Origin of the sequence: Brevundimonas sp. CEF1, assembly GCF_051353055.1 — a bacterium.
Lineage (GTDB): Bacteria > Pseudomonadota > Alphaproteobacteria > Caulobacterales > Caulobacteraceae > Brevundimonas.
Window position 1 is genome coordinate 1360744 of sequence record NZ_CP195593.1, and the last position, 18791, is coordinate 1379534.

Consider the following 18791-nt stretch of genomic DNA (forward strand, 5'->3'; position numbering starts at 1 on the left):
CCTGATTCCGACCCGGGGAGGGGCGCATGGCCAAACTGCTTTCCAACTTCAGAACGACTTTCCTGCTCAGCATCCTGCTGGCGGGCGTCATGATCTTCGCCTTCGGCCGCATCGCGCCGGGCGGCTTCGATCTCGGCTTTGCCCAGGCGGCCTTCCGCTGGGTCCACGTCGTGGCCGGCATCCTGTGGATCGGCCTGCTCTACTACTTCAACTTCGTGCAGATCCGGGTCATGCCCGCGATCCCGGCCGAGCTGAAGCCCGCCGTCAGCAAGCATATCGCGCCTGAGGCCCTGTTCTGGTTCCGATGGTCGGCGCTGGTGACGGTGTTGGCGGGCATCGCCGTCCTGTTCACGCGCGGTCACGCCTATGCCCATGAAGTCCTGACCTTCGGCCTGGCCGGCGGTCTGAACGCAGGCGACCAGCAGTTCACCCTGATGGGGATCGGCGTCTGGCTGGCCATCATCATGTTCCTGAACGTCTGGGGCGTGATCTGGCCGAACCAGAAGCGGGCCCTGGGCATCATCGCCGTGGATGACGACAGGAAGGCCAAGGCCGCCCGCATCGCCATGCTGGGCAGCCGCACCAACCTCTTGCTGTCGCTGCCGATGCTGACCTCGATGGCCATGTATCAGACTCTGTTCGGCTGAGGCTTGCGCCGCAGGGACTTGAGGTCTTGGCCGCAATGGCCGATGGCCTTGCGCAATGACTGTTGATCTTGATGCCCAGGTCCGCGCCGCCGATCCCGACCGCTGGTTGTCCAGCCGGTTCGTGGCTGACGAACAGGCGCGCGCGGACCTGATCGCCCTCTACGCCCTCGAGGCGGAGCTTCTGGCCATTCCCACCCGCGTCACCCAGCCCATGCTGGCCGAGATGCGCTACACGTGGTGGGCCGAGCAGATGGAGGGCGTCTTCGCCAACACCCCGCGCGTCGGCCATCCCGTGCTGGAGGCCCTGACCGCCGCCGTCGCCCGTCATGGGCTGGAGCGCGCGCCCTTCGACGCCTTGATCGAGGCCCATATCGGCCGCGTGCATGGCGACCCGCACGATCTGGACGCCTTCTATGTCGGCCCCATGCGGGTGGCCGTCCATATACTGGCGGGCGAGGGGCATGAGGCGGCGGTGGCCGAGGCCGGGCGTCTGTGGGCCCTGTCGCAGACCGGGCGCGCGGACGAGGCGAGGGCGCTGCGATCCGTCGCCAACGTCGGACTTCGGACCCTGCCGGCCGCAGCCTTTCCCGCCACGGCCCACGCCGCCCTGGCGGGCTTTGATCACCCCGAGCCGGTCAAGCGGCTGCGTCTGCTGTGGGCGGTGTTGCGCGGGCGCGTCTAGTCGCAGAGGCCGCCGATCAGGCGGGCCAGCAGGGCGTTCAGGGTCTTCTGTTCATCGGTCGAGAGCGGCGCGAGGATGTCTCGCGCCGCTTCTTCGTGATGGGGCATGATGGTTTCGATCAGGTCGAAACCCTTGTCGGTCAGCCGGACCAGGGTGGCGCGGCGGTCGGTGGGGTGAGGGCGACGCTCGACCAGACCGGCCTTTTCCAACCGATCGATGCGGGCGGTCATGCCGCCGGACGACATCATGGCCGCCTCGAACAGGGCGGTCGGCGTCAGGCCTTCGGGCGCACCCGAGCGGCGCAGGGTCGCCAAAGCGTCGAACTCGCCCTGTTGCAGGCCGTAGCGGGCGTAGAGCGGAGCCTGGCGTTCGCGCGCGACCAGGATCGAGGCTTCGTGCAGGCGGCCCAGCGCCTCCATCGGCAGCATGTCCATGTCGGGGCGCTGAACGGCCCATTGGGCGGCGGCGCGAGAGGCTCTGTCGGGCATGGGTTATCTTGACATCGAGATACTTGAGGTCGAGAGAGTAGCGCGATTTTTCAGTGGAGTCCTCTGTCATGACCGCACGGTCCGAAGCCGAGCCGACGCGCGGCGCGTCCTTGCTGCTGCTGGCGGCCATCGGCGCCCTGGCGCTGAACCTGCGGCCGGCGATGGCGGCGGTCGGGCCGCTGTTGGATCTGATCGAGGGCGCGACGGGGATGGATTCCACCGCCGCCAGCCTGCTGACGACCTTGCCGGTGCTGATGATCGGTCTGGGCGCCCTGTCGATCCGGCCCCTGCGTCGGCGGCTGGGCGAGCGGCGCGGCATCCTGCTGGGCGCGTTGCTGATCGGCGGGGCCTGTCTGGTGCGGGCGGTGCTGACGGACACGGCGGGCCTGATCGCCAGCGCGGCGGTTGTCGGTGTGGGCGTGGCGCTTATTCAGGCCCTGGCGCCGGTCGTGATCAAGCGGGCGTTTCCGACGCGGTTCGGCACGGTCATGGCCCTCTACACCACGGGCATCATGAGCGGGGCGGCGGTTGCGGCGGCCACGGCGGCGGGGCTGGCCGAGGCGGTCGGCTGGGCCTGGACGCTGGCGCTGTGGAGCGCGCCTGCCTTTGTCGCGGCGGTTGTCTGGCTGATCGCCGCGCGCGATCCGGCGGCGGAGGAGCCCGACCGGAGCGCCGTCGTCGAGGTGGTGCATCCCGAAATCCCCTTCTGGAAGCAGGGCCGGGCGTGGAGCCTGATCCTGATCATGGGCCTGGGGACCTCGGCCTATACCCTGGTGCTGGCCTGGCTGCCGCCCTTCTATGTCGATCTGGGGCAGGCGCGGGCGACGGCGGGCTATCTGCTCAGCGGCATGACCGGGGCCGAGGTGGCGGCGGGCATTATCGTCTCGCTGGTCATCGGGCGCTTTCCTGACCGGCGCGGGCCGATCCTGACGGCGCTGATTCTGGCCCTGATCGGTCTGGCGGGGTTGATCATCGCGCCGGTGTCGTTGGCGATCCCGGTCGTCGTGGTCATGGGGCTGGGGATCGGGGCGATCTTCCCCCTGACCCTAATTCTGGCGATGGACCAGATCGACGATCCGAGCCGGTCCGGCGACCTGCTCGCCTTCGTCCAGGGCGGGGGCTACATCATCGCCAGCCTGTCGCCGCTGGCCGCCGGCCTGTTGCGCGATCACATGGCCGACCTGACCGGAGCCTGGGTCCTGATGGGCGTCGGCGTCGTGGTTCTGGGCGTGATGACCCTGGCGTTCCGACCGGGCCTGCCCAAGCTGCGTTGAGCCGACCCGGCCTTGTCGTTCAGGCGTCGCGCCAGGCCTTCAGGGCCTCCATGGCGCGGATGCTCTGCAGGCGCTTCTTGGCGCGGCCGCGTTCCTTGGGATGGATGCGCTTGCCGTCCTCGTCGACCTTGGGCGCTTCCAGCGGGGGCAGCAGGCCATAGTTGATGTTCATCGGCTGGAACTTGGAGCCGGCCAGGTGGCCGCCGGTGATGTGCTCGACCAGGGCGCCCATGGCGGTTTCCGGCGGCGGGGCCGACAGGTCGCGACCCAGGGCTTGCGCGGCGGCCAGACGGCCGGTCAGCAGGCCCATGGCGGCGCTTTCGACATAGCCCTCGACGCCCGTCACCTGACCGGCGAAGCGCAGGCGCGGCATGGCCTTCATGCGCAGCTGCTTGTCCAGCAGTTGCGGGCTGTTGAGGTAGGTGTTGCGGTGCAGGCCGCCTAGGCGCGCGAACTGGGCGTTCTGCAACCCCGGGATCATGCGGAAGGTCTCGGCCTGGGCGCCGTGCTTCAGCTTGGTCTGGAAGCCGACCATGTTGAACAGGGTGCCCAGGGCGTTGTCCTGACGCAGTTGGACGATGGCGTAGGACTTGACCTTCGGGTCGCGCGGATTGGTCAGGCCGACGGGCTTCATCGGGCCGTGACGCAGGGTCTCGCGGCCGCGCTCGGCCATAACCTCGATCGGCAGGCAGCCGTCGAAGTAGGGGACGTTCTCCCAGTCCTTGAACTCGGCCTTGGGGCCGCCCAGCAGGGCGTCGATGAAGGCTTCGTACTGCGCCTTGTCCATCGGGCAGTTGACGTAGGCGGCGGCGTCGCCGCCGGGGCCTTCCTTGTCATAGCGCGACTGACGCCAGGCGATGTCGAAGTCGATGCTGTCGGCGTGGATGATGGGGGCGATGGCGTCGAAGAAGCTGAGGCTTTCCTCACCGGTCATCTTGAGGATGGCGTCGGCCAGGGCGGGCGAGGTCAGCGGGCCGGTGGCGACGATGACGTTGTCCCATTCCTCCGGCGGCAGGCCGGCGATTTCCTCGCGCACGATGGTCACGAGCGGGTGGGCTTCCAGCTTGGCCGTCACAGCCTGGGAGAAGCCGTCGCGATCGACGGCCAGGGCGCCGCCCGCCGGGACCTGATGGGCGTCGCCGCATTCCATGATGATGGAGCCGAGCGCGCGCATTTCCGCATGCAGCAGGCCCACGGCGTTGAACTCCCAGTCGTCCGAACGGAAGGAGTTGGAGCAGACCAGCTCGGCCAGACCGTCCGTCTGGTGCGCGTCGGTCTTGATGCCCGGCACGCCGCGCATTTCGTGCAGGATGACGGGCACGCCGGCCTGGGCGATCTGCCAGGCGGCTTCGGAACCGGCGAGGCCGCCGCCGATGACGTGAATGGGCTGGGGAGTGGAAGCTGCGTTCGACATGGCGGCCTTCTAGCCGTCCGAAAGGCTTCCGTCAGCCTGTCATTGCGATGGGGTGGCGGACTGCCTGCGGTCTGGCTTATGACGGCGGCCAAGAGGAGCAGTCATGACCACGGCGTTTTCCATCGGCGAGGCTCTGGCCTCCGGTTTCAAGCTGACGCGGCGCCGGCCCTTGCAGGTCTGGGCCTGGGGCGTTCTGGCGGCGGCGCCGTCGCTGTTGTTCGGCGCGCTGACGCTGCGGTTTTTCGGGGCGATCTCCATCGAGGAACTGGCGGCGCGCGAGCCTTCGGCGAGCGTGATGGCGCAGATGGTCCAGTTTCAGGCCTGGTCCGGCCTGTTGAACCTGCTGCAGGCCCTGATCGCCGTGGTCATTGCCGCCGCCGTTTTTCGGACCGTGTTCTTTCCCGAGCGTCCGGCGCGTTTCGCGGGTTTGAAGGTCGGGATGGACGAGGTGCGTCTCGCCATCATCGGGGTGGCGATGGTGGCCGGCTTCTATGCCGCGGCCATCGTGATCGGCCTGATCGCCTTCGCCATCGGGGTGTCGTTGTGGTTCGTGTCCGAGGCGGCGGCGGTGGCCCTCGGCCTGCTGGTGGCGGCGGCGGCGGGTCTGGCCATCTGGGGCGTGGCGCTGCGCGCCTGTCTGATCGTGCCGGCCAGCGTGGGGTTGAACGATTTCGCCTTTGTCGCCGGCTGGCGGCTGGGCAAGGGGCAGGTGCTGCGGCTTCTGGGATTGAGCCTCGCCATCATCGCCGTCGTGATCGCAATCGAGCTGGCGCTGCTGGCCCTGGCGGCCGTGGTTCTGTTCCTGGTGGCGGGCGTCAATGTCTTCACCGTGGCCGAGATGCTGAAGCACGGCGCGCCGCCGGAGGTGGACTGGCCCGCCTTTGTCGGCTGGGGCCTGGCGGCCTTTGTGCCTCTGTCCTGGCTGCAGGGCTTTCTGGGCACGGTGATGCTGGCGCCCTATGCCGAGGCTTGCCGGTCGCTTCTGGCGCAAGCGCCGCAGGACGAAGCGCGTCCGGTTGCGCTAGGCTGATCAGGAATCGAGGACGACCGCATGACCTTTTCCGCCACTGACTGCGCCTTTGAAGGCTTCCGCCTGACGCGTCGCGCCCCCGTCGCCGTCCTGCTGTGGGCGGCGGCCTACGCTGTCTTCTTCGGCCTGCTGTTCCTGCTGGTCGGGCCGCACTTCGTCACCGTCCTGGCCGTGATCACGGACATCCAGGCGCAGGCGCGGAGCGAGCCGTCATTGGAGGAGATGGAGCGGCTGGGGCAGGCCTATCTCGCCATCGTCGCCTGGGGGGCGCCGTTGGGATTGCTGTTCAGCGCCGTGATCAGCACGGCCATCGCCCGCTCGGTCGTTCGACCCGAGGATCGCAGGTTCGGCTATCTGCGTCTGGGCAAGGATGAACTGCGGGTGCTGGGGGCCAGCCTGATCGTCGCCCTGATCATGTTCGTGGTCTTCATGGCGGGCTTTGCGGTCATCACCCTTGTCGCCGCCGGGGCGGTGGCCGCTCCGGCCCTGTGGCTGGCCGTGGTGCTGGTGTCGCTGGCTCTGGTCGCCTTGATGGCCTGGTTGTCGGTTCGGTTCAGCCTGGTCGTTCCGGCGACCTTTGTGGAGGGGCGGATCGCGGTGAAGTCGGCCTTCGCCATGACCGCAAAGAAGGTGTTCTGGCCGCTGTTCGGGATGGCGATCATCGCTTGGGTCATGGCCATGCTGGTGGGCCTGCTGGGCTCGGCCGTGGCGGCGCCGTTCACCCTGATGGTCGGCGGGAACGAGCGTCTGATCGCGATGCAGGGCGCCGGCGTTCCCAGCCTGCTTAGCGCCCTGGGGCCGATGCTGGCCGTGTCCCTGGTGGTCAACGCCGTGATGACGGCGGCGCAGGTCGTCATCATGTATGCGCCGTTCTCGGCCGCCTATCTGCAGCTCAAGGGGGCGCCGAACGCCTGACCGATCTGGTCAGGCGCTCTTGCGGGCGCGGGGCTTCTTCTGCGCCTCGGCCTTCTGAACTTCGGGCAGGGCGGCCACCCGCGCCTTGCGGCGCTCTTCGTGGCGGTCCAGCACCTCCTTGAGGTATTTGCCGGTCCAGCTGGCGGGGTTGTCGGCCACCTGTTCGGGCGTGCCGAAGGCCACGATCTCGCCGCCGCCGTCGCCGCCCTCGGGACCGAAGTCCAGCAGGTAGTCGGCGACCTTGATGACATCCAGATTGTGCTCGATGACGACGATGGTGTTGCCGTTGTCGACCAGTTCCTGAAGCACCTCCAGCAGCTTGCGGGTGTCCTCGAAATGCAGGCCGGTCGTCGGCTCATCGAGGATGTAGAGGGTCTTGCCGGTGGCGCGGCGGGCCAGTTCCTTGGACAGCTTGACCCGCTGGGCCTCGCCGCCGGACAGGGTGGTGGCCGGCTGGCCGACCTTGACGTAGCCCAGACCCACGCGCTCCAGCGTCAGCATCTTGTCGCGGATCGAGGGCACGGCGTTGAAGAAGCGCGCGGCCTCTTCAACCGTCATGTCCAGAACGTCGGATATGCTCTTGCCCTTGAAGACAATTTCCAAGGTTTCGCGGTTGTAGCGCTTGCCCTTGCAGACGTCGCAGGTGACGTAGACGTCGGGCAGGAAGTGCATCTCGATCTTGATGACGCCGTCGCCCTGACAGGCCTCGCAGCGGCCGCCCTTGACGTTGAAGCTGAAGCGGCCGGGGCCGTAGCCGCGCGCCTTGGACTCGGGCAGGCCGGCATACCAGTCGCGGATCGGGTTGAAGGCGCCGGTATAGGTGGCCGGGTTCGAGCGCGGGGTGCGGCCGATGGGCGACTGGTCGATGTCGATGACCTTGTCGAACTGCTCCAAGCCCTCGATGCGGTCGAAGTTGGCGGGGGCGTCCGAGGCGTTGTGCAGGCGACGCGCGGCGGCCTTGTACAGGGTCTCGATGGTGAAGGTGGACTTGCCGCCGCCGGACACGCCGGTGACGCAGGTGAACAGGCCGACCGGGATCTCGCCGGTGACGTTCTTCAGATTGTTGCCGGTGGCGCCGCTGATCTTCAGCATCCGCTTGCGGTCGACCGGACGGCGGCCCTCGGGCGGCAGTTCGATCTCGCGTGCGCCGGTCAGGTATTGGCCGGTCAGGGAGTTGGGGTTGGCCATGACCTCGGCGGGGGTGCCCTGGGCGCAGATTTCGCCGCCGTGGACGCCGGCGGCCGGCCCCATGTCGATGACGTAGTCGGCGGTCAGGATGGCTTCTTCGTCATGCTCGACCATCAGGACCGAGTTGCCGAGGTCGCGCAGGCCCATCAGGCTTTCCAGCAGGCGGGTGTTGTCGCGCTGGTGCAGGCCGATGGAGGGTTCATCCAGCACATAGAGGACGCCGGTCAGGCCCGAGCCGATCTGCGAGGCCAGGCGGATGCGCTGGCTCTCGCCGCCCGACAGGGTGCCGGAACTGCGCGACAGGCTGAGGTAGTCCAGACCGACGTTGTTGAGGAAGCGCAGCCGGTCGGTGATCTCCTTCAGGATGCGGCGGCCGATCTCGCGCTGCTTGTCCGTCAGGTGGTCGTCCAGGGTGGTGAACCACAGATAGGCCTTGGAGATCGACAGCCAGCTGATCTCGGCGATGTCGGCGACGCCCACCTTGACCGCCAGGGCCTCGGGCTTCAGGCGCTTGCCGCCGCAGACCTCGCAGGGCGTCTCGGACTGGTAGCGGCCCAGCTCCTCGCGGACCCAGGCGCTGTCGGTCTCGCGCCAGCGGCGTTCCAGATTGGGCAGGACGCCCTCGAAGGCCTTGGCGACCTCGTATTTGCGGGCGTTGTCGTCATAGACGAACTTGATCTTCTCGCCGCCCGAGCCGTGCAGGATGACCTTCTGGGCCTGTTCCGGCAGGTCGCGCCAGGCTTGGTCCATCGAGAAGCCGTAGTGCTGGGCCAGCGACTGCAGGGTCTGGGTGTAGAGCGGAGAGGGGCCGCGCGCCCACGGGGCCACGGCCCCCTTGTGCAGGGTCTTGTCGCGGTCGGGGATGACCAGATCGGCGTCAAAGGCCAGCTTGACCCCCAGGCCGTCGCAGGTCGGGCAGGCGCCGAAGGGGTTGTTGAATGAGAAGAGCCGCGGCTCGATCTCGCTGATGGTGAAGCCAGAGACGGGGCAGGCGAACTTCTCGGAGAAGACGATCTTGCGGGGCTCTTCGCCCTCAGCCGCATTGGCCCATTCCGCGGTGGCGATGCCGTCGGCCAGGTTCAGCGCGGTCTGGATGCTGTCGGCGTAGCGCGGCTCAAGACCTGCTTTGGTTACAATGCGATCCACGACGATATCGATGTCGTGCTTGAACTTCTTGTCGAGCGCAGGGGCGTCCTCGATGGCATAGAACTCGCCGTCGATCTTGAGCCGCTGGAAGCCTTGGCGCTGCCACTCGGCCATCTCCTTCTTGTACTCGCCCTTGCGGCCGCGAACGACGGGGGCGAGCAGCAGGATGCGCTCGCCGTCGGGCAGGGCGGTCAGCTTGTCGACCATCTGGCTGACGGTCTGGCTCTCGATCGGCAGACCGGTGGCGGGCGAATAGGGCACGCCGACGCGCGCCCAGAGCAGGCGCATGTAGTCGTGGATTTCAGTGACCGTGCCGACGGTCGAACGCGGGTTCTTGGACGTGGTCTTCTGTTCGATGGAGATGGCGGGCGACAGGCCCTCGATCAGGTCCACGTCCGGCTTGCCCATCAGTTCCAGGAACTGACGAGCATAGGCGCTGAGCGACTCGACGTAGCGACGCTGGCCCTCGGCGTAGATGGTGTCGAACGCCAAGGAGGACTTGCCCGACCCCGACAGCCCGGTCATGACGACCAGCTTCTCGCGCGGAATATCGACGTCCACGCCCTTGAGGTTGTGCTCGCGGGCGCCGCGAACGCGGATGAATTTGTGCTTTTCGGTCATGGAATCCGGGAACGCGGCAGACCCCGGAACGGTCCGAGGCGACGACGCTATATGGGGATCAATTCGCCCGAAACAGCAAGAACAATATGAGAACTTTCGCTCAGTCCTCGGGCGTCCAGGCGGGTTCGGGGTGGCGGTAACGTTCGCCGGGGCCGACCAGGACGCCGTTGGCGTTGGCAACGCCCAGTTCCAGGCTTTCGGCGATGCGGCGAGCGCGGACGATGAAGTGGTCGGCGGCGACGGGCGGGCAGAGGTCGCGGACGGTGGCCTCAAAGATCTGCAGCCAGCGGTCGAAGTGGCGGGCGTCGATAGGCAGGGGCAGGTGTTTGGGCATGGGCCGGCCCTGATAGACGCCGGTGGACAGGGCGACCGAGGACCAGAAGAGCTTCATCTGTTCCAGATGCGGCCCCCAGTCCGAGATGCGCTCAGCGAAGACGGGGCCGATGAAGTCGTCCTCGCGGACGCGGGCGTAGAAGCCTTCGACCAGGGCGTCGATCAGGGCCTCGTCGATGCCGGTCTCGTCCCGGATGCGCTGGACGGCCTCGGCGCGGCGGGCGGCGGCCTCGGCGCGGTCGGGCAGGGGCTTGTCGATGCGGAAGGCGACGGTTCGGTCGGGCGCGGTCATGGGGTGAAGATAGGGGCTCGGCGCCGCATCGCAAAAGCGTCGCAGGAGAATTGGGGTTGCGCTGCGAAAGATCAGCACCCATCCTTCTATTCAGCCAACGTATTTGACGAGGAGGCACGACGATCATGATCAGCGCTCTGGAAATCGGTTTCGCCCTTTCCGCTCCGCTCTTCGTGCTCGCCTATGTCCTCGCTCAACCCAAGCCTCAGCCCGTCCGCATCCGCGCTCGTGACGCTCAACAGCGTCGCCGCCCGCACGCCTGACGGTCACACCCTATTTGAAAATCTGAGCCTCGCCTTCGGGCGTGAGCGCACGGCCGTCGTGGGCCGCAACGGCGTGGGCAAGACCACGCTGCTGCGCCTTGTCGCCGGTCTGTCGGACCCCGTGGAGGGGACGGTGGCGCGCGTTGGAACGGTCGGCTGGCTGGCCCAGACCTATGAGCCGGGGCTGCGCGAGACCGTGGCCGATACCCTGGGGGCGGCAGAGCCTCTGGCCCTGCTGGCGCGGGTGCTGGCGGGTGAGGGCTCGGTCGAGGACATGGCTGAGGCGGACTGGACGCTGGAGGCGCGGCTGGACGCGGCCCTGGCTCAGGTCGGGCTGACGGGGCTGGCGCTGGAACGGCTCACGAAAAGCCTGAGCGGCGGCGAGCAGACGCGGCTGCGGCTGGCGGGGCTGATGCTGACGGGGCCGGACCTGATCGTGCTGGACGAACCGACCAACCATCTGGACGCCGAGGCGAGGGCTTTGGTGGCCCAGGTCGTCGGGCGCTGGCCGGGCGGGGTTCTGACGGTCAGCCACGACCGGGGCCTGCTGCGGCGGATGGACCGGATCGTCGAGCTGTCGAGCCTGGGGGCGCGGACCTATGGCGGCGGCTGGGACCTCTATGTCGAGCGGCGCGAGGCTGAGCGGGCGGCGGCGGAGCGTGATCTGGAAACGGCGGAGCGCGAGGTCGGGCGCGCGGCGCGCGAGGCGCAGACGGCGCTGGAGAAGAAGGCGAAACGCGACAAGGCGGGGCGGGCGCATCGGGTGGGGACGTCCGATCCCAAGATCCTGCTGGACGCCAAGGCGCAGCGGGCCGAGGAGTCCGGGGCGCGCGAGGGGCGGCTGGCCGAGCGCCGCCGCGCCGAGGTCGAGGCGCGACTGACGGAGGCGCGCGAGCGGGTCGAGCGGGCGCGATTGTTGTCCGTGCCGATGCCGTCGACGGGGCTGGCGGCGGGCAAGGCCGTGCTGGCGCTGGACGGCGTTGAGTGGCGCAGTGCCGAGGGGCGGCTGATCGTTGGGCCCATGTCGCTGCGACTGACGGGGCCGGAGCGGGTGGCGATCACAGGGGCGAACGGAGCGGGCAAGACGACGCTGCTAAAGCTGATCGCGGGCGAACTGGAGCCGACGGCGGGGCGGATCGAACGGCCTGTGACGGCGGCCCTGTTGGATCAGACGGCGGCGATCCTGAAGCCCGAGGAGACCTTGATCGAGGCCTGGCGGCGGTTGAACCCGGAAGGGACGCCGAATGACGCCCATGCGGCCCTGGCGCGATTCCTGTTCCGCAACACGGCGGCGCACAGGACGGTGGGGACCCTGTCGGGCGGCGAGCGGCTGAGGGCGGCGCTGGCCTGTGTGATGACGGGGGCGAAGCCGCCGCAGCTTCTGATTCTGGACGAACCGACCAACCATCTGGATCTGGACTCGATCGCGGCCATCGAGGCGGCGCTGGCGGTCTATGACGGGGCGCTGGTGATCGTCAGCCATGATCGGGACTTCATGGACAATGTCGGGGTGGGGCGGGAGGTGAGGCTGGAGCGGGCGGATCTCCGCGAGCGACGTGTCAAAGACCGTCCCTAGTGTGGCGCGGACGGCGGCCCAGGCTGGAGGAAGGGGGCGAGATTTTCGCAATCCCTGAAATTCATTGGGATTGGCGCGTCGGAATAGGTCAACTCCAGGCTTCGACCACGCCTTGGCGGCGGGCGCGGGCGGCGACGGGGCCGGTCGTGACGGGTTCGGCCTCGGCGCGGCCGAAAAGCCAGCCCTGGCCGTAGTTGACGCCGAGGTCCTGGACCGCGCGCGCGGCGTCTTCGGTCTCGATCATCTCAGCGATGGTGGTCATGCCCAGCGAGCCGCACAGTTCGACGAGATGGCCGATCAGGGTGCGGGTGCGGGCGTCGCGGTCGATGTCGCGCACGAAGGCCCCGTCGATCTTGACCGCATCGACGGAGAGCCCGCGCAGGTAGTCGAAGGCGGCGGACCCGGCGCCGAAGTCGTCGATGCAGACCCTGATCCCCGCGTCGCGCAGGGCGCTGAGGCGACGGTTGGCGGCGGCGATGTCGGCCAGGGCGGCGGTTTCGGTGACTTCCACGATCAGGCGGCGGCGGTTGTCGGGCTCGGACGCGGTCATGCGCAGCAGGGCGGCGACATAGGCGTCGTTGGCGAGCGACGCGCCGGAGACGTTGATGGCGATCTTGAGCAGGCCCGAGCCGGGCTGACGCAGGCGATGGACGATCTTCTCGGCCACAGCCAGGTCGAAGCTCTCGATCAGGGCCAGTTCCTCGGCCATGCGGATGGCCGAGGCGGGGCCGCCGCTCTGGCCGAAGCGGGCCAGGGCCTCGAAGTGATGCACGGCCCGCGTCTTCAGGTCGACGATGGGCTGATAGAAGAGGGCGAACTCGCGGTCGCGCACGATGCCGCGGAAGCGGTCGGCGTCTTTCAGCGTGCGCGACAGGGAGTCGGCGAAGCTGAGCTCGGGCTGGGCGTTGTTGTCCTTCAGGCAGCCCTCGATGGCGAAACGCATGGCGCGCAGGGCGCACAGGGCGTCGGAACCGACGGCGACTTCGTTGGTGCGGGAGGTCAGGGTCAGGCCCTCGGCCAGACCGGCCTCGCGAACCTCGGCCTCCAGGTCGCGGCCGTCGTCGGCCGGCTTGATCAGGGCATAGCGGCTGGCGGTCAGCTGGCCGGCGCTGACGCCGTCGTGCGAGGCCTGTTGCAGGCGCGCGCCGATGCGGGCGGCGACGCGTTCGTTGGCGGCGTCATTGGCGGCGCTGAGACCCTGAACCTCGATAAAGGCCATGGCCAGACGTTGCAGGGCGGCTCCGGTCTTGCCGTTCAGACCCTCGCGGGCCAGGGCCAGGAAGCCCTCGGCGTCAGCCAGGGGGAGAGCGGCGGCCTCTTCGAGCACGAAGGGCTCGCCCTGCCAGGTCAGGGCGCAGGACACGGCCGGGGCCAAATCCGGCAGGACAAAGGCGCGGAACAGGGCGCGCCGCACGCGCCCGTCGCCGCAGTCGGCAAGAATTTCCAGCGGCAGGCTGCGTGCGCCGCCGCTCAGGCCGCCAAGCGCCGCCTGGCCCGCCGCGCGGCTGGAGTAGGACAGAAGGTCGACGAAGGGGCGGCCGATCCAGGTCGCCGTCGACTGGTTCGCCGTCGGTCCCGCGCCCAGGGCGAAGGTGATCTGAGCCTTGTCGTCCACCTCGATCAGGGCGTCGGCGGCGGCGAAGGCCAGACCAAGAAGGCGGGATTTCAGGCTCATGCGACGACCATGCGGGGCAGGCCGTTAAGAAAGGGCTGTGACGGCGTCAGGCGACGGCAGGGCTAGGCCTTGCGGTTCAGGGCCACGGCGCGACCGTCACCCTCGGTGGCGCGGCCCGAGGCGCCGTAGCCGACGCCCTGGGCGCGGGCGCCCGCGACCTCGGCGGCGATGGTGCGGACCAGGCCTTCGGAGACCTGGCGGGCGGCGTCGACGGTCGAGGCGTGCTCGGCCAGGACGACCTCAAACGCCTGGGTCGCGGTGATCAGGGCGTCGCGAAGATCGGCGGGAATGACCGTCAGGAAGGCGGGGGCGGCCTTGGCCTGGGCCGACTCGCGGCGATAGAGGTTAGCCAGGTCCTGGGTCTCGGCCATGCCGGCGGCGACGTCCTGGGCGCGATGGGCGCGGAAGGCGTCGCGCTCGGCGCCGAGGCGCTCGGTGAGGGCCTGGGTCAGGTTGATCAGCTGCTGGGCGCGAAGGGTGGAGGTTTCGACGTCGGCGGTCACGCGGACTGCTCCTGCATCTTGAGCATTTCGGACATGACGGTGTCGGCCAGGCCGATGCCGCCGGCCTTGACGGTCTGTTTGGCCATGGCGTCGAGCAGGAAGCTGCGCCAGGTTTCCTCGCTGCTGCCGCCGCCGAAGGGGCCGTCGGTCTCCAGGCCCTCGAACATGGGCTTGAACATCTGGGACAGGAAGCTGGCCTCGAAGTCCTGGGCGGTCTTGCGCATTTGCTCGGGCGACTGGCCGCGATGGAGCGACGGGCTGAGCGGGTTCAGGGCGTTGGCGGCGACGGGCAGGGCGTCCATTACATGACCTCGATGTCGGCTTGCAGGGCGCCGGCGGCCTTGATGGCCTGCAGGATGCTGATCATGTCGCGCGGGCTGACGCCCAGGGCGTTCAGGCCATTGACCAGGGTCGAGAGCGAGGTTCCGCCGTTGACGATGCGCATCTGACGGCCGGTTTCTTCCTCGATCGAGACGTTGGATTGCGGCACCACGACGGTCTGGCCGCCGCGGCTGAAGGGCTCGGGTTGGCTGACCATGGGGTTTTCCTGAACCGAGACGGTCAGGTTGCCCTGGGCGATGGCGACGGTGGAGATGCGCACCGCGTCGCCCATGACGATGACGCCGTTGACCTCGTCGATGATGACCTTGGCCGGGGCGTCGACGCGGACCGGCAGGTTCTCGACCTGGCTGACGAAGCCGGCCATGCCCATGGTCTGGGGCGCGCGGATGGCGACCACGGTGCCGTTCTCGGCGAAGGCGCTGTTGGGATAGGACTGGTTGATGGCGGCGGCGACGCGCTGAGCCGTGGTGAAGTCGGGGTTGCGCAGGGTCAGGCGCACGATGGGCATGGCCGACAGGTCGAAGCCGGTCTCGCGCTCGACCACGCCGCCCGAGGCGATGCGGCCGGCGGTCGGCACGCCGCGCGTCACCGAGGAGCCGGAACCGCCCGAGGCCGAGACGGCGCCGGTCTGGACCGAGCCTTGCGCCACCGCATAGATCTCGCCGTCAGCGCCCTGCAGGGCCGTGACCAGAAGCGTGCCGCCCAGCAGGCTCTTGGCGTCGCCCATGGCCGAGACGGCGACGTCCAGGCGCGAGCCCGGCGTGGCGAAGGGCGGCAGGTCGGCGGTGATCATGACCGCCGCGACGTTCTTGGTGTTCAGGTTGGCGCCGCGGATGTTGACGCCCTGGCGCTCCATCATCCCTTCCAGCGACTGGCGGGTGAAGGGGGAGTTGCGAAGGCTGTCGCCCGTGCCGTTCAGGCCGACCACCAGGCCGTAGCCGACCAGCTGGTTGGTGCGGACGCCCTCGACCGAGACGATGTCCTTGATGCGCGACTGGGCCTCGGCCGCGTTCGGCGTCGTCGCCAGAATCAGGGCGGCGGAAGCGGAGGCGAGGAGGGCGGTGAGCAACTTCTGCATACGACAGACGTCCTGTTGAGGCGTTCGTGATTAACCATGCGAACTTCGTGCCGGTAGAAATGTCGTTTAATTTCAGTGGTCGGTTGGGGCTGCGCGGCGCCTTGGCGGCAGAATCTGCCGGGGCGTTAACCAAGCGGTGACGCTCGTGGTCGATGGTCCAGGCTGATCGGGAGCATGGATCATGAAGGTCACCGGCCCCTCGGGCGCTACATCGACGCAAGGCTCGCGCCCCACGAAGGCGGCGGGCGGTTTCAGTCTGCCGGCCAGCGGGGCGGCCTCGGGGCCGGCCTCGGCCGCCGCGACCGCTTCGGCGTCGAGCGTGGCGGGCGTGTCGGCGCTGATGGCCCTGCAGGGGGTGGAGGATGCTGTCGAGCGGCGGCGTCGGGCGATTCGGCGCGGGGGCGGTCTGCTGGACCGCCTGGACGAGCTGAAACTGGCCATGCTGAACGGCCAGGACGGGGCGCCGGCGCTGGAGCGGCTGGCGCGCAGCCTGCGCGAGGAGCGGCCGGATGACGCCGATCCCGGCCTGAAGGGCGTTCTGGATCAGATTGACCTGCGCGCGGCCGTGGAAATGGCCAAGGCGGAAGCGGCCAGGGCGCGCGTCTAGAAGGCTCTGGAAATGCTGGCGAAATGTCAGGTTTCCAGCGGTAAGTGAGGGCAATTTGCCACACTGACCCGACGTTAATGCAGCTTAACAAGAACGCAGACTCGCGAACGCCATTGCCGCGACTCTCCGCCTTGCCTATACGGCCCATGCGCCGCAGGGGGGCGCAGACAACTTGAGCGTGAGTGCGATGAACGCATTAGCGTCTGTGATCGAGGAGGGTTCGGTCATGTACCGTCCCACCGACGACGAGCCGTTTATGAACGAGCGGCAGCTGGCCTATTTCAAGGCCAAGCTCCTGGCGTGGAAGGATGACATCCTCCGCGAATCCAAGGGCACTGTCGTAAATCTGAAAGCCGAAACCGAGAACCACCCGGATCTGGTGGACCGGGCCTCGTCGGAATCCGACCGGGCGCTGGAGCTTCGGACCCGCGACCGGCAACGCAAGCTGATCTCCAAGATCGAGGATGCGCTGCGTCGGATCGAGGACGGCTCCTACGGTTACTGCGAGGACACCGGCGAACCGATCGGCCTGGGTCGACTGGAAGCCCGCCCGACGGCGACCCTGTCGGTCGAGGCCCAGGAACGGCACGAGCGCCGCGAACGGGTTCACCGCGACGACTGAGCGGCTGTCGCCGGCAAGGTGACGAAAAGTTCGGGAAAAGTCCCTGATTGAGCCATGTTGCGCTGCAATATGGGGTGGATCGGCACGATTTTACTGTCGATGTGCTTAATCTACCAAGGATGTTTCATGACCCGTTTTCTCGTCTCCCTGTCGGCTGTCAGCCTGCTGGCCCTCGGCGCCTGCGCCCAGACCAATACGCCGAAGCCGGTGAGCCCGGGGGCTGATCAGGTCATCGAGAAGACCGTCTTCGTCGCGGCCGAGACCCAGCCCTGCACCGCCGGGGTGGCGCGCACCACCTGCCTGCAGGTGCGCGAGACCGCCGATCAGCCCTGGACGCTGCACTATTTCGGCTATGAGGGCTTCCAGCATCAGCCGGGCGTGGAATACCGCCTGCGCGTTCGCGGCACGCCCGTCGCCAATCCGCCGGCCGACGCCTCGTCGATGCATTGGTCGCTGATCGAGATTCTGGACCAGAAACCCAAGCGCTGATTGGGATTCGGACGGCGCGTCTCTTGACTTCGGTCGAGACGTGATCGACCTAGACCCCTGTCGGAACGGCGTCGCATCCTGCGGGGTGCGACGCCTTTTCGGCGTTTTCAGAGACTGGACGCTCTGCCCGGATCGCCAAGGTTCGCGGCGGGCCGCCCGGCCGCCTTCGCTTTCAGGCTCGCAGGATCCTCATGTCCGTCAAGGTTCGTTTCGCCCCGTCGCCCACGGGTAAGCTGCACGTCGGCAATGTCCGCACCGCTCTGGTGAACTGGCTGTTCGCCAAGGGGCAGGGCGGCTCGTTCGTTCTGCGCATCGACGACACCGACCTGGCCCGTTCGACCCAGGAATACGAGGACGGCATCGAGACCGACCTGACCTGGCTGGGCCTGGTCTGGGACGAGCGTTACAACCAGTCCAAGCGGTTCGACCGCTATGAGGAGGCCGCCGCGCGGCTGAAGGCCTCGGGCCGTCTCTACGCCTGCTATGAGACGTCTGAGGAACTGGATCGTCGCCGCAAGGTGCAGTTGTCGCGGGGCCTGCCGCCCATCTATGACCGCGCCGCCCTGCTGCTGACCGAGGCCGAGAAGGCCGCCTATGAGGCCGAGGGCCGTCGTCCGCACTGGCGCTTCAAGCTGGAAGGCAAGCGCGTCGCCTGGGAAGACCTGGCGCGCGGTCACGCCGAGGTGGACACCGCCTCGATGTCGGACCCGGTGCTGATCCGTGAGGACGGCCTGTTCCTCTATACGCTGCCGTCGGTCGTCGACGACATCGACATGGACATCACCCACATCATCCGCGGCGAGGACCACGTCACCAACACCGGCGCCCAGATCGAGATCTTCGAGGCCCTGGACGCCAAGGTTCCGGGCTTCGCCCACATGCCGCTGCTGGTCGGCGCGGACGGCACGGCCCTGTCCAAGCGTCTGGGCTCGCTGTCGATCAGCGACATGCGCGATCAGGGCTATGAGCCGATCGCCATCACCAGCCACCTGGGCAAGATCGGCACCTCGGACAATCTGGAGATCGCGTCTTCGGTCGAGGCCCTGGGCCAGGCCTTCGCCTTCTCCAAGATGGGCCGCTCGCCGGCGCGTTACGACACCGCCGATCTGGACCGCCTGAACGCCCAGGCCCTGCACGGTCTGACCTATGCCGAGGCGCAGCCGCGTCTGGCGGCGCTGGGCGTCGATCTGGGCGAGGGCTTCTGGGAAGCCGTGAAGCCCAACCTGACCAAGTTCGCCGACGTGGCCGAGATGGCCAAGATCGTCACCGGCCCGGTGACGCCGGTGATCGAGGACGGCGCCTTCGCCGCCGCGGCGCTGGAGGTTCTGCCGGAGGTCATCGACGCGGGCGCCTGGTCGGCCTGGACGACGGCGGTGAAGGAGAAGACCGGGGCCAAGGGCAAGGGCCTGTTCATGCCGCTGCGTCTGGCCCTGACCGGACAGGCGCACGGCCCGGACATGGCGGCCATGGCGCCCCTGATCGGCCGTGACGCCATCGTGCGTCGCCTGAAGGGCGAGGCGGGCTGAGCCTTCGTTTCAATCGGATACAAGAAAGGCCGCCTTCGTAAGAAGGCGGCCTTTTTCGTTTCAGCTTCAGCCTGGAAGGC

Annotated in this window: 19 protein-coding genes; 11 read left to right on the plus strand and 8 right to left on the minus strand. The window is 68.2% G+C overall.

Annotated elements, in window-relative coordinates:
• The first annotated feature begins 26 nt into the window (after positions 1–26).
• Together ACR9FL_RS07110 and ACR9FL_RS07115 are read left to right on the plus strand one after the other, a co-directional pair.
• On the plus strand, positions 27–647 hold the full coding sequence (locus tag ACR9FL_RS07110) for a hypothetical protein (RefSeq protein ID WP_436357853.1): 621 nt from the start codon (positions 27–29) through the stop codon (positions 645–647).
• Positions 648–702: 55 nt separating this feature from the next.
• Entirely contained in the window at positions 703–1329 is a 627-nt protein-coding gene (locus ACR9FL_RS07115) for a squalene/phytoene synthase family protein (protein ID WP_436357854.1), read from the plus strand.
• Here the strand turns inward: ACR9FL_RS07115 and ACR9FL_RS07120 are convergent.
• Positions 1326–1817, minus strand: a complete 492-nt coding sequence (locus tag ACR9FL_RS07120; protein ID WP_436357855.1) for a MarR family winged helix-turn-helix transcriptional regulator — start codon at positions 1815–1817, stop codon at positions 1326–1328. The two genes, ACR9FL_RS07115 and ACR9FL_RS07120, sit on opposite strands and share 4 nt — an antisense overlap.
• A gap of 68 nt (positions 1818–1885) precedes the next feature.
• On the opposite strand from ACR9FL_RS07120, the gene ACR9FL_RS07125 reads away from it, so the two are divergent.
• Positions 1886–3091, plus strand: a complete 1206-nt coding sequence (locus ACR9FL_RS07125) for an MFS transporter (protein WP_296173497.1) — start codon at positions 1886–1888, stop codon at positions 3089–3091.
• Positions 3092–3110: 19 nt separating this feature from the next.
• Here the strand turns inward: ACR9FL_RS07125 and trmFO are convergent, their stop codons facing one another.
• Positions 3111–4505: a methylenetetrahydrofolate--tRNA-(uracil(54)-C(5))-methyltransferase (FADH(2)-oxidizing) TrmFO gene (trmFO, locus tag ACR9FL_RS07130; protein ID WP_296173496.1), complete on the minus strand. Its 1395-nt coding sequence runs from the start codon at positions 4503–4505 to the stop codon at positions 3111–3113.
• Positions 4506–4608: 103 nt separating this feature from the next.
• Here trmFO and ACR9FL_RS07135 point away from each other — a divergent pair, with 103 nt between their 5' ends.
• The gene (locus ACR9FL_RS07135; protein WP_296173494.1) at positions 4609–5535 is read left to right on the plus strand and encodes a hypothetical protein; all 927 of its coding nucleotides are present in this window, start codon (positions 4609–4611) and stop codon (positions 5533–5535) included.
• A gap of 21 nt (positions 5536–5556) precedes the next feature.
• A complete protein-coding gene (locus ACR9FL_RS07140; protein ID WP_296173492.1) occupies positions 5557–6450 on the plus strand; it encodes a hypothetical protein in 894 nt (297 codons plus the stop codon).
• A 9-nt stretch (positions 6451–6459) separates the two neighbouring features.
• Here the strand turns inward: ACR9FL_RS07140 and uvrA are convergent, their stop codons facing one another.
• Both uvrA and ACR9FL_RS07150 read right to left on the minus strand, forming a co-directional pair.
• On the minus strand, positions 6460–9405 hold the full coding sequence (gene uvrA, locus ACR9FL_RS07145) for an excinuclease ABC subunit UvrA (RefSeq protein ID WP_436357856.1): 2946 nt from the start codon (positions 9403–9405) through the stop codon (positions 6460–6462).
• Between the two features lie 100 nt (positions 9406–9505).
• A complete protein-coding gene (locus tag ACR9FL_RS07150; RefSeq protein WP_436357857.1) occupies positions 9506–10030 on the minus strand; it encodes a group III truncated hemoglobin in 525 nt (174 codons plus the stop codon).
• A gap of 125 nt (positions 10031–10155) precedes the next feature.
• Here ACR9FL_RS07150 and ACR9FL_RS07155 point away from each other — a divergent pair, with 125 nt between their 5' ends.
• Both ACR9FL_RS07155 and ACR9FL_RS07160 read left to right on the plus strand, forming a co-directional pair.
• Positions 10156–10293, plus strand: a complete 138-nt coding sequence (locus tag ACR9FL_RS07155) for a hypothetical protein (RefSeq protein ID WP_292037440.1) — start codon at positions 10156–10158, stop codon at positions 10291–10293.
• Positions 10259–11869, plus strand: coding sequence for an ABC-F family ATP-binding cassette domain-containing protein (locus ACR9FL_RS07160; RefSeq protein WP_436357858.1), 1611 nt, complete (start codon positions 10259–10261; stop codon positions 11867–11869). The genes ACR9FL_RS07155 and ACR9FL_RS07160 overlap by 35 nt, the downstream gene beginning before the upstream one ends.
• Before the next feature lie 88 nt (positions 11870–11957).
• Here ACR9FL_RS07160 and ACR9FL_RS07165 read toward each other — a convergent pair whose 3' ends face one another.
• The 4 genes from ACR9FL_RS07165 to ACR9FL_RS07180 form a co-directional block, all read right to left on the minus strand.
• Positions 11958–13544, minus strand: a complete 1587-nt coding sequence (locus ACR9FL_RS07165; RefSeq protein WP_436357859.1) for an EAL domain-containing protein — start codon at positions 13542–13544, stop codon at positions 11958–11960.
• A gap of 62 nt (positions 13545–13606) precedes the next feature.
• Complete coding sequence (locus ACR9FL_RS07170) at positions 13607–14047, minus strand: flagellar basal-body protein FlbY (protein WP_436357860.1); 441 nt, start codon at positions 14045–14047, stop codon at positions 13607–13609.
• A complete protein-coding gene (locus ACR9FL_RS07175; RefSeq protein ID WP_436357861.1) occupies positions 14044–14349 on the minus strand; it encodes a rod-binding protein in 306 nt (101 codons plus the stop codon). Before ACR9FL_RS07175 ends, ACR9FL_RS07170 begins: the two co-directional genes overlap by 4 nt.
• Positions 14349–15467 carry a flagellar basal body P-ring protein FlgI gene (locus ACR9FL_RS07180; RefSeq protein WP_436357862.1) on the minus strand — a complete coding sequence of 373 codons (1119 nt, stop codon included), beginning with the start codon at positions 15465–15467 and terminating at the stop codon, positions 14349–14351. Before ACR9FL_RS07180 ends, ACR9FL_RS07175 begins: the two co-directional genes overlap by 1 nt.
• A gap of 181 nt (positions 15468–15648) precedes the next feature.
• Between ACR9FL_RS07180 and ACR9FL_RS07185 the strand changes: the two genes are divergently transcribed.
• The 4 genes from ACR9FL_RS07185 to gltX all read left to right on the plus strand — a co-directional run bounded on the left by ACR9FL_RS07185 (position 15649) and on the right by gltX (position 18711).
• Positions 15649–16074, plus strand: a complete 426-nt coding sequence (locus ACR9FL_RS07185; RefSeq protein ID WP_296173472.1) for a flagellar assembly protein FliX — start codon at positions 15649–15651, stop codon at positions 16072–16074.
• A 226-nt stretch (positions 16075–16300) separates the two neighbouring features.
• Entirely contained in the window at positions 16301–16696 is a 396-nt protein-coding gene (dksA, locus tag ACR9FL_RS07190; RefSeq protein ID WP_369831535.1) for an RNA polymerase-binding protein DksA, read from the plus strand.
• Positions 16697–16822: 126 nt separating this feature from the next.
• Complete coding sequence (locus tag ACR9FL_RS07195; protein WP_436357863.1) at positions 16823–17185, plus strand: DUF4377 domain-containing protein; 363 nt, start codon at positions 16823–16825, stop codon at positions 17183–17185.
• 191 nt (positions 17186–17376) lie between these two features.
• Positions 17377–18711: a glutamate--tRNA ligase gene (gltX, locus tag ACR9FL_RS07200; protein WP_436357864.1), complete on the plus strand. Its 1335-nt coding sequence runs from the start codon at positions 17377–17379 to the stop codon at positions 18709–18711.
• The last annotated feature ends 80 nt before the right edge of the window (positions 18712–18791 follow it).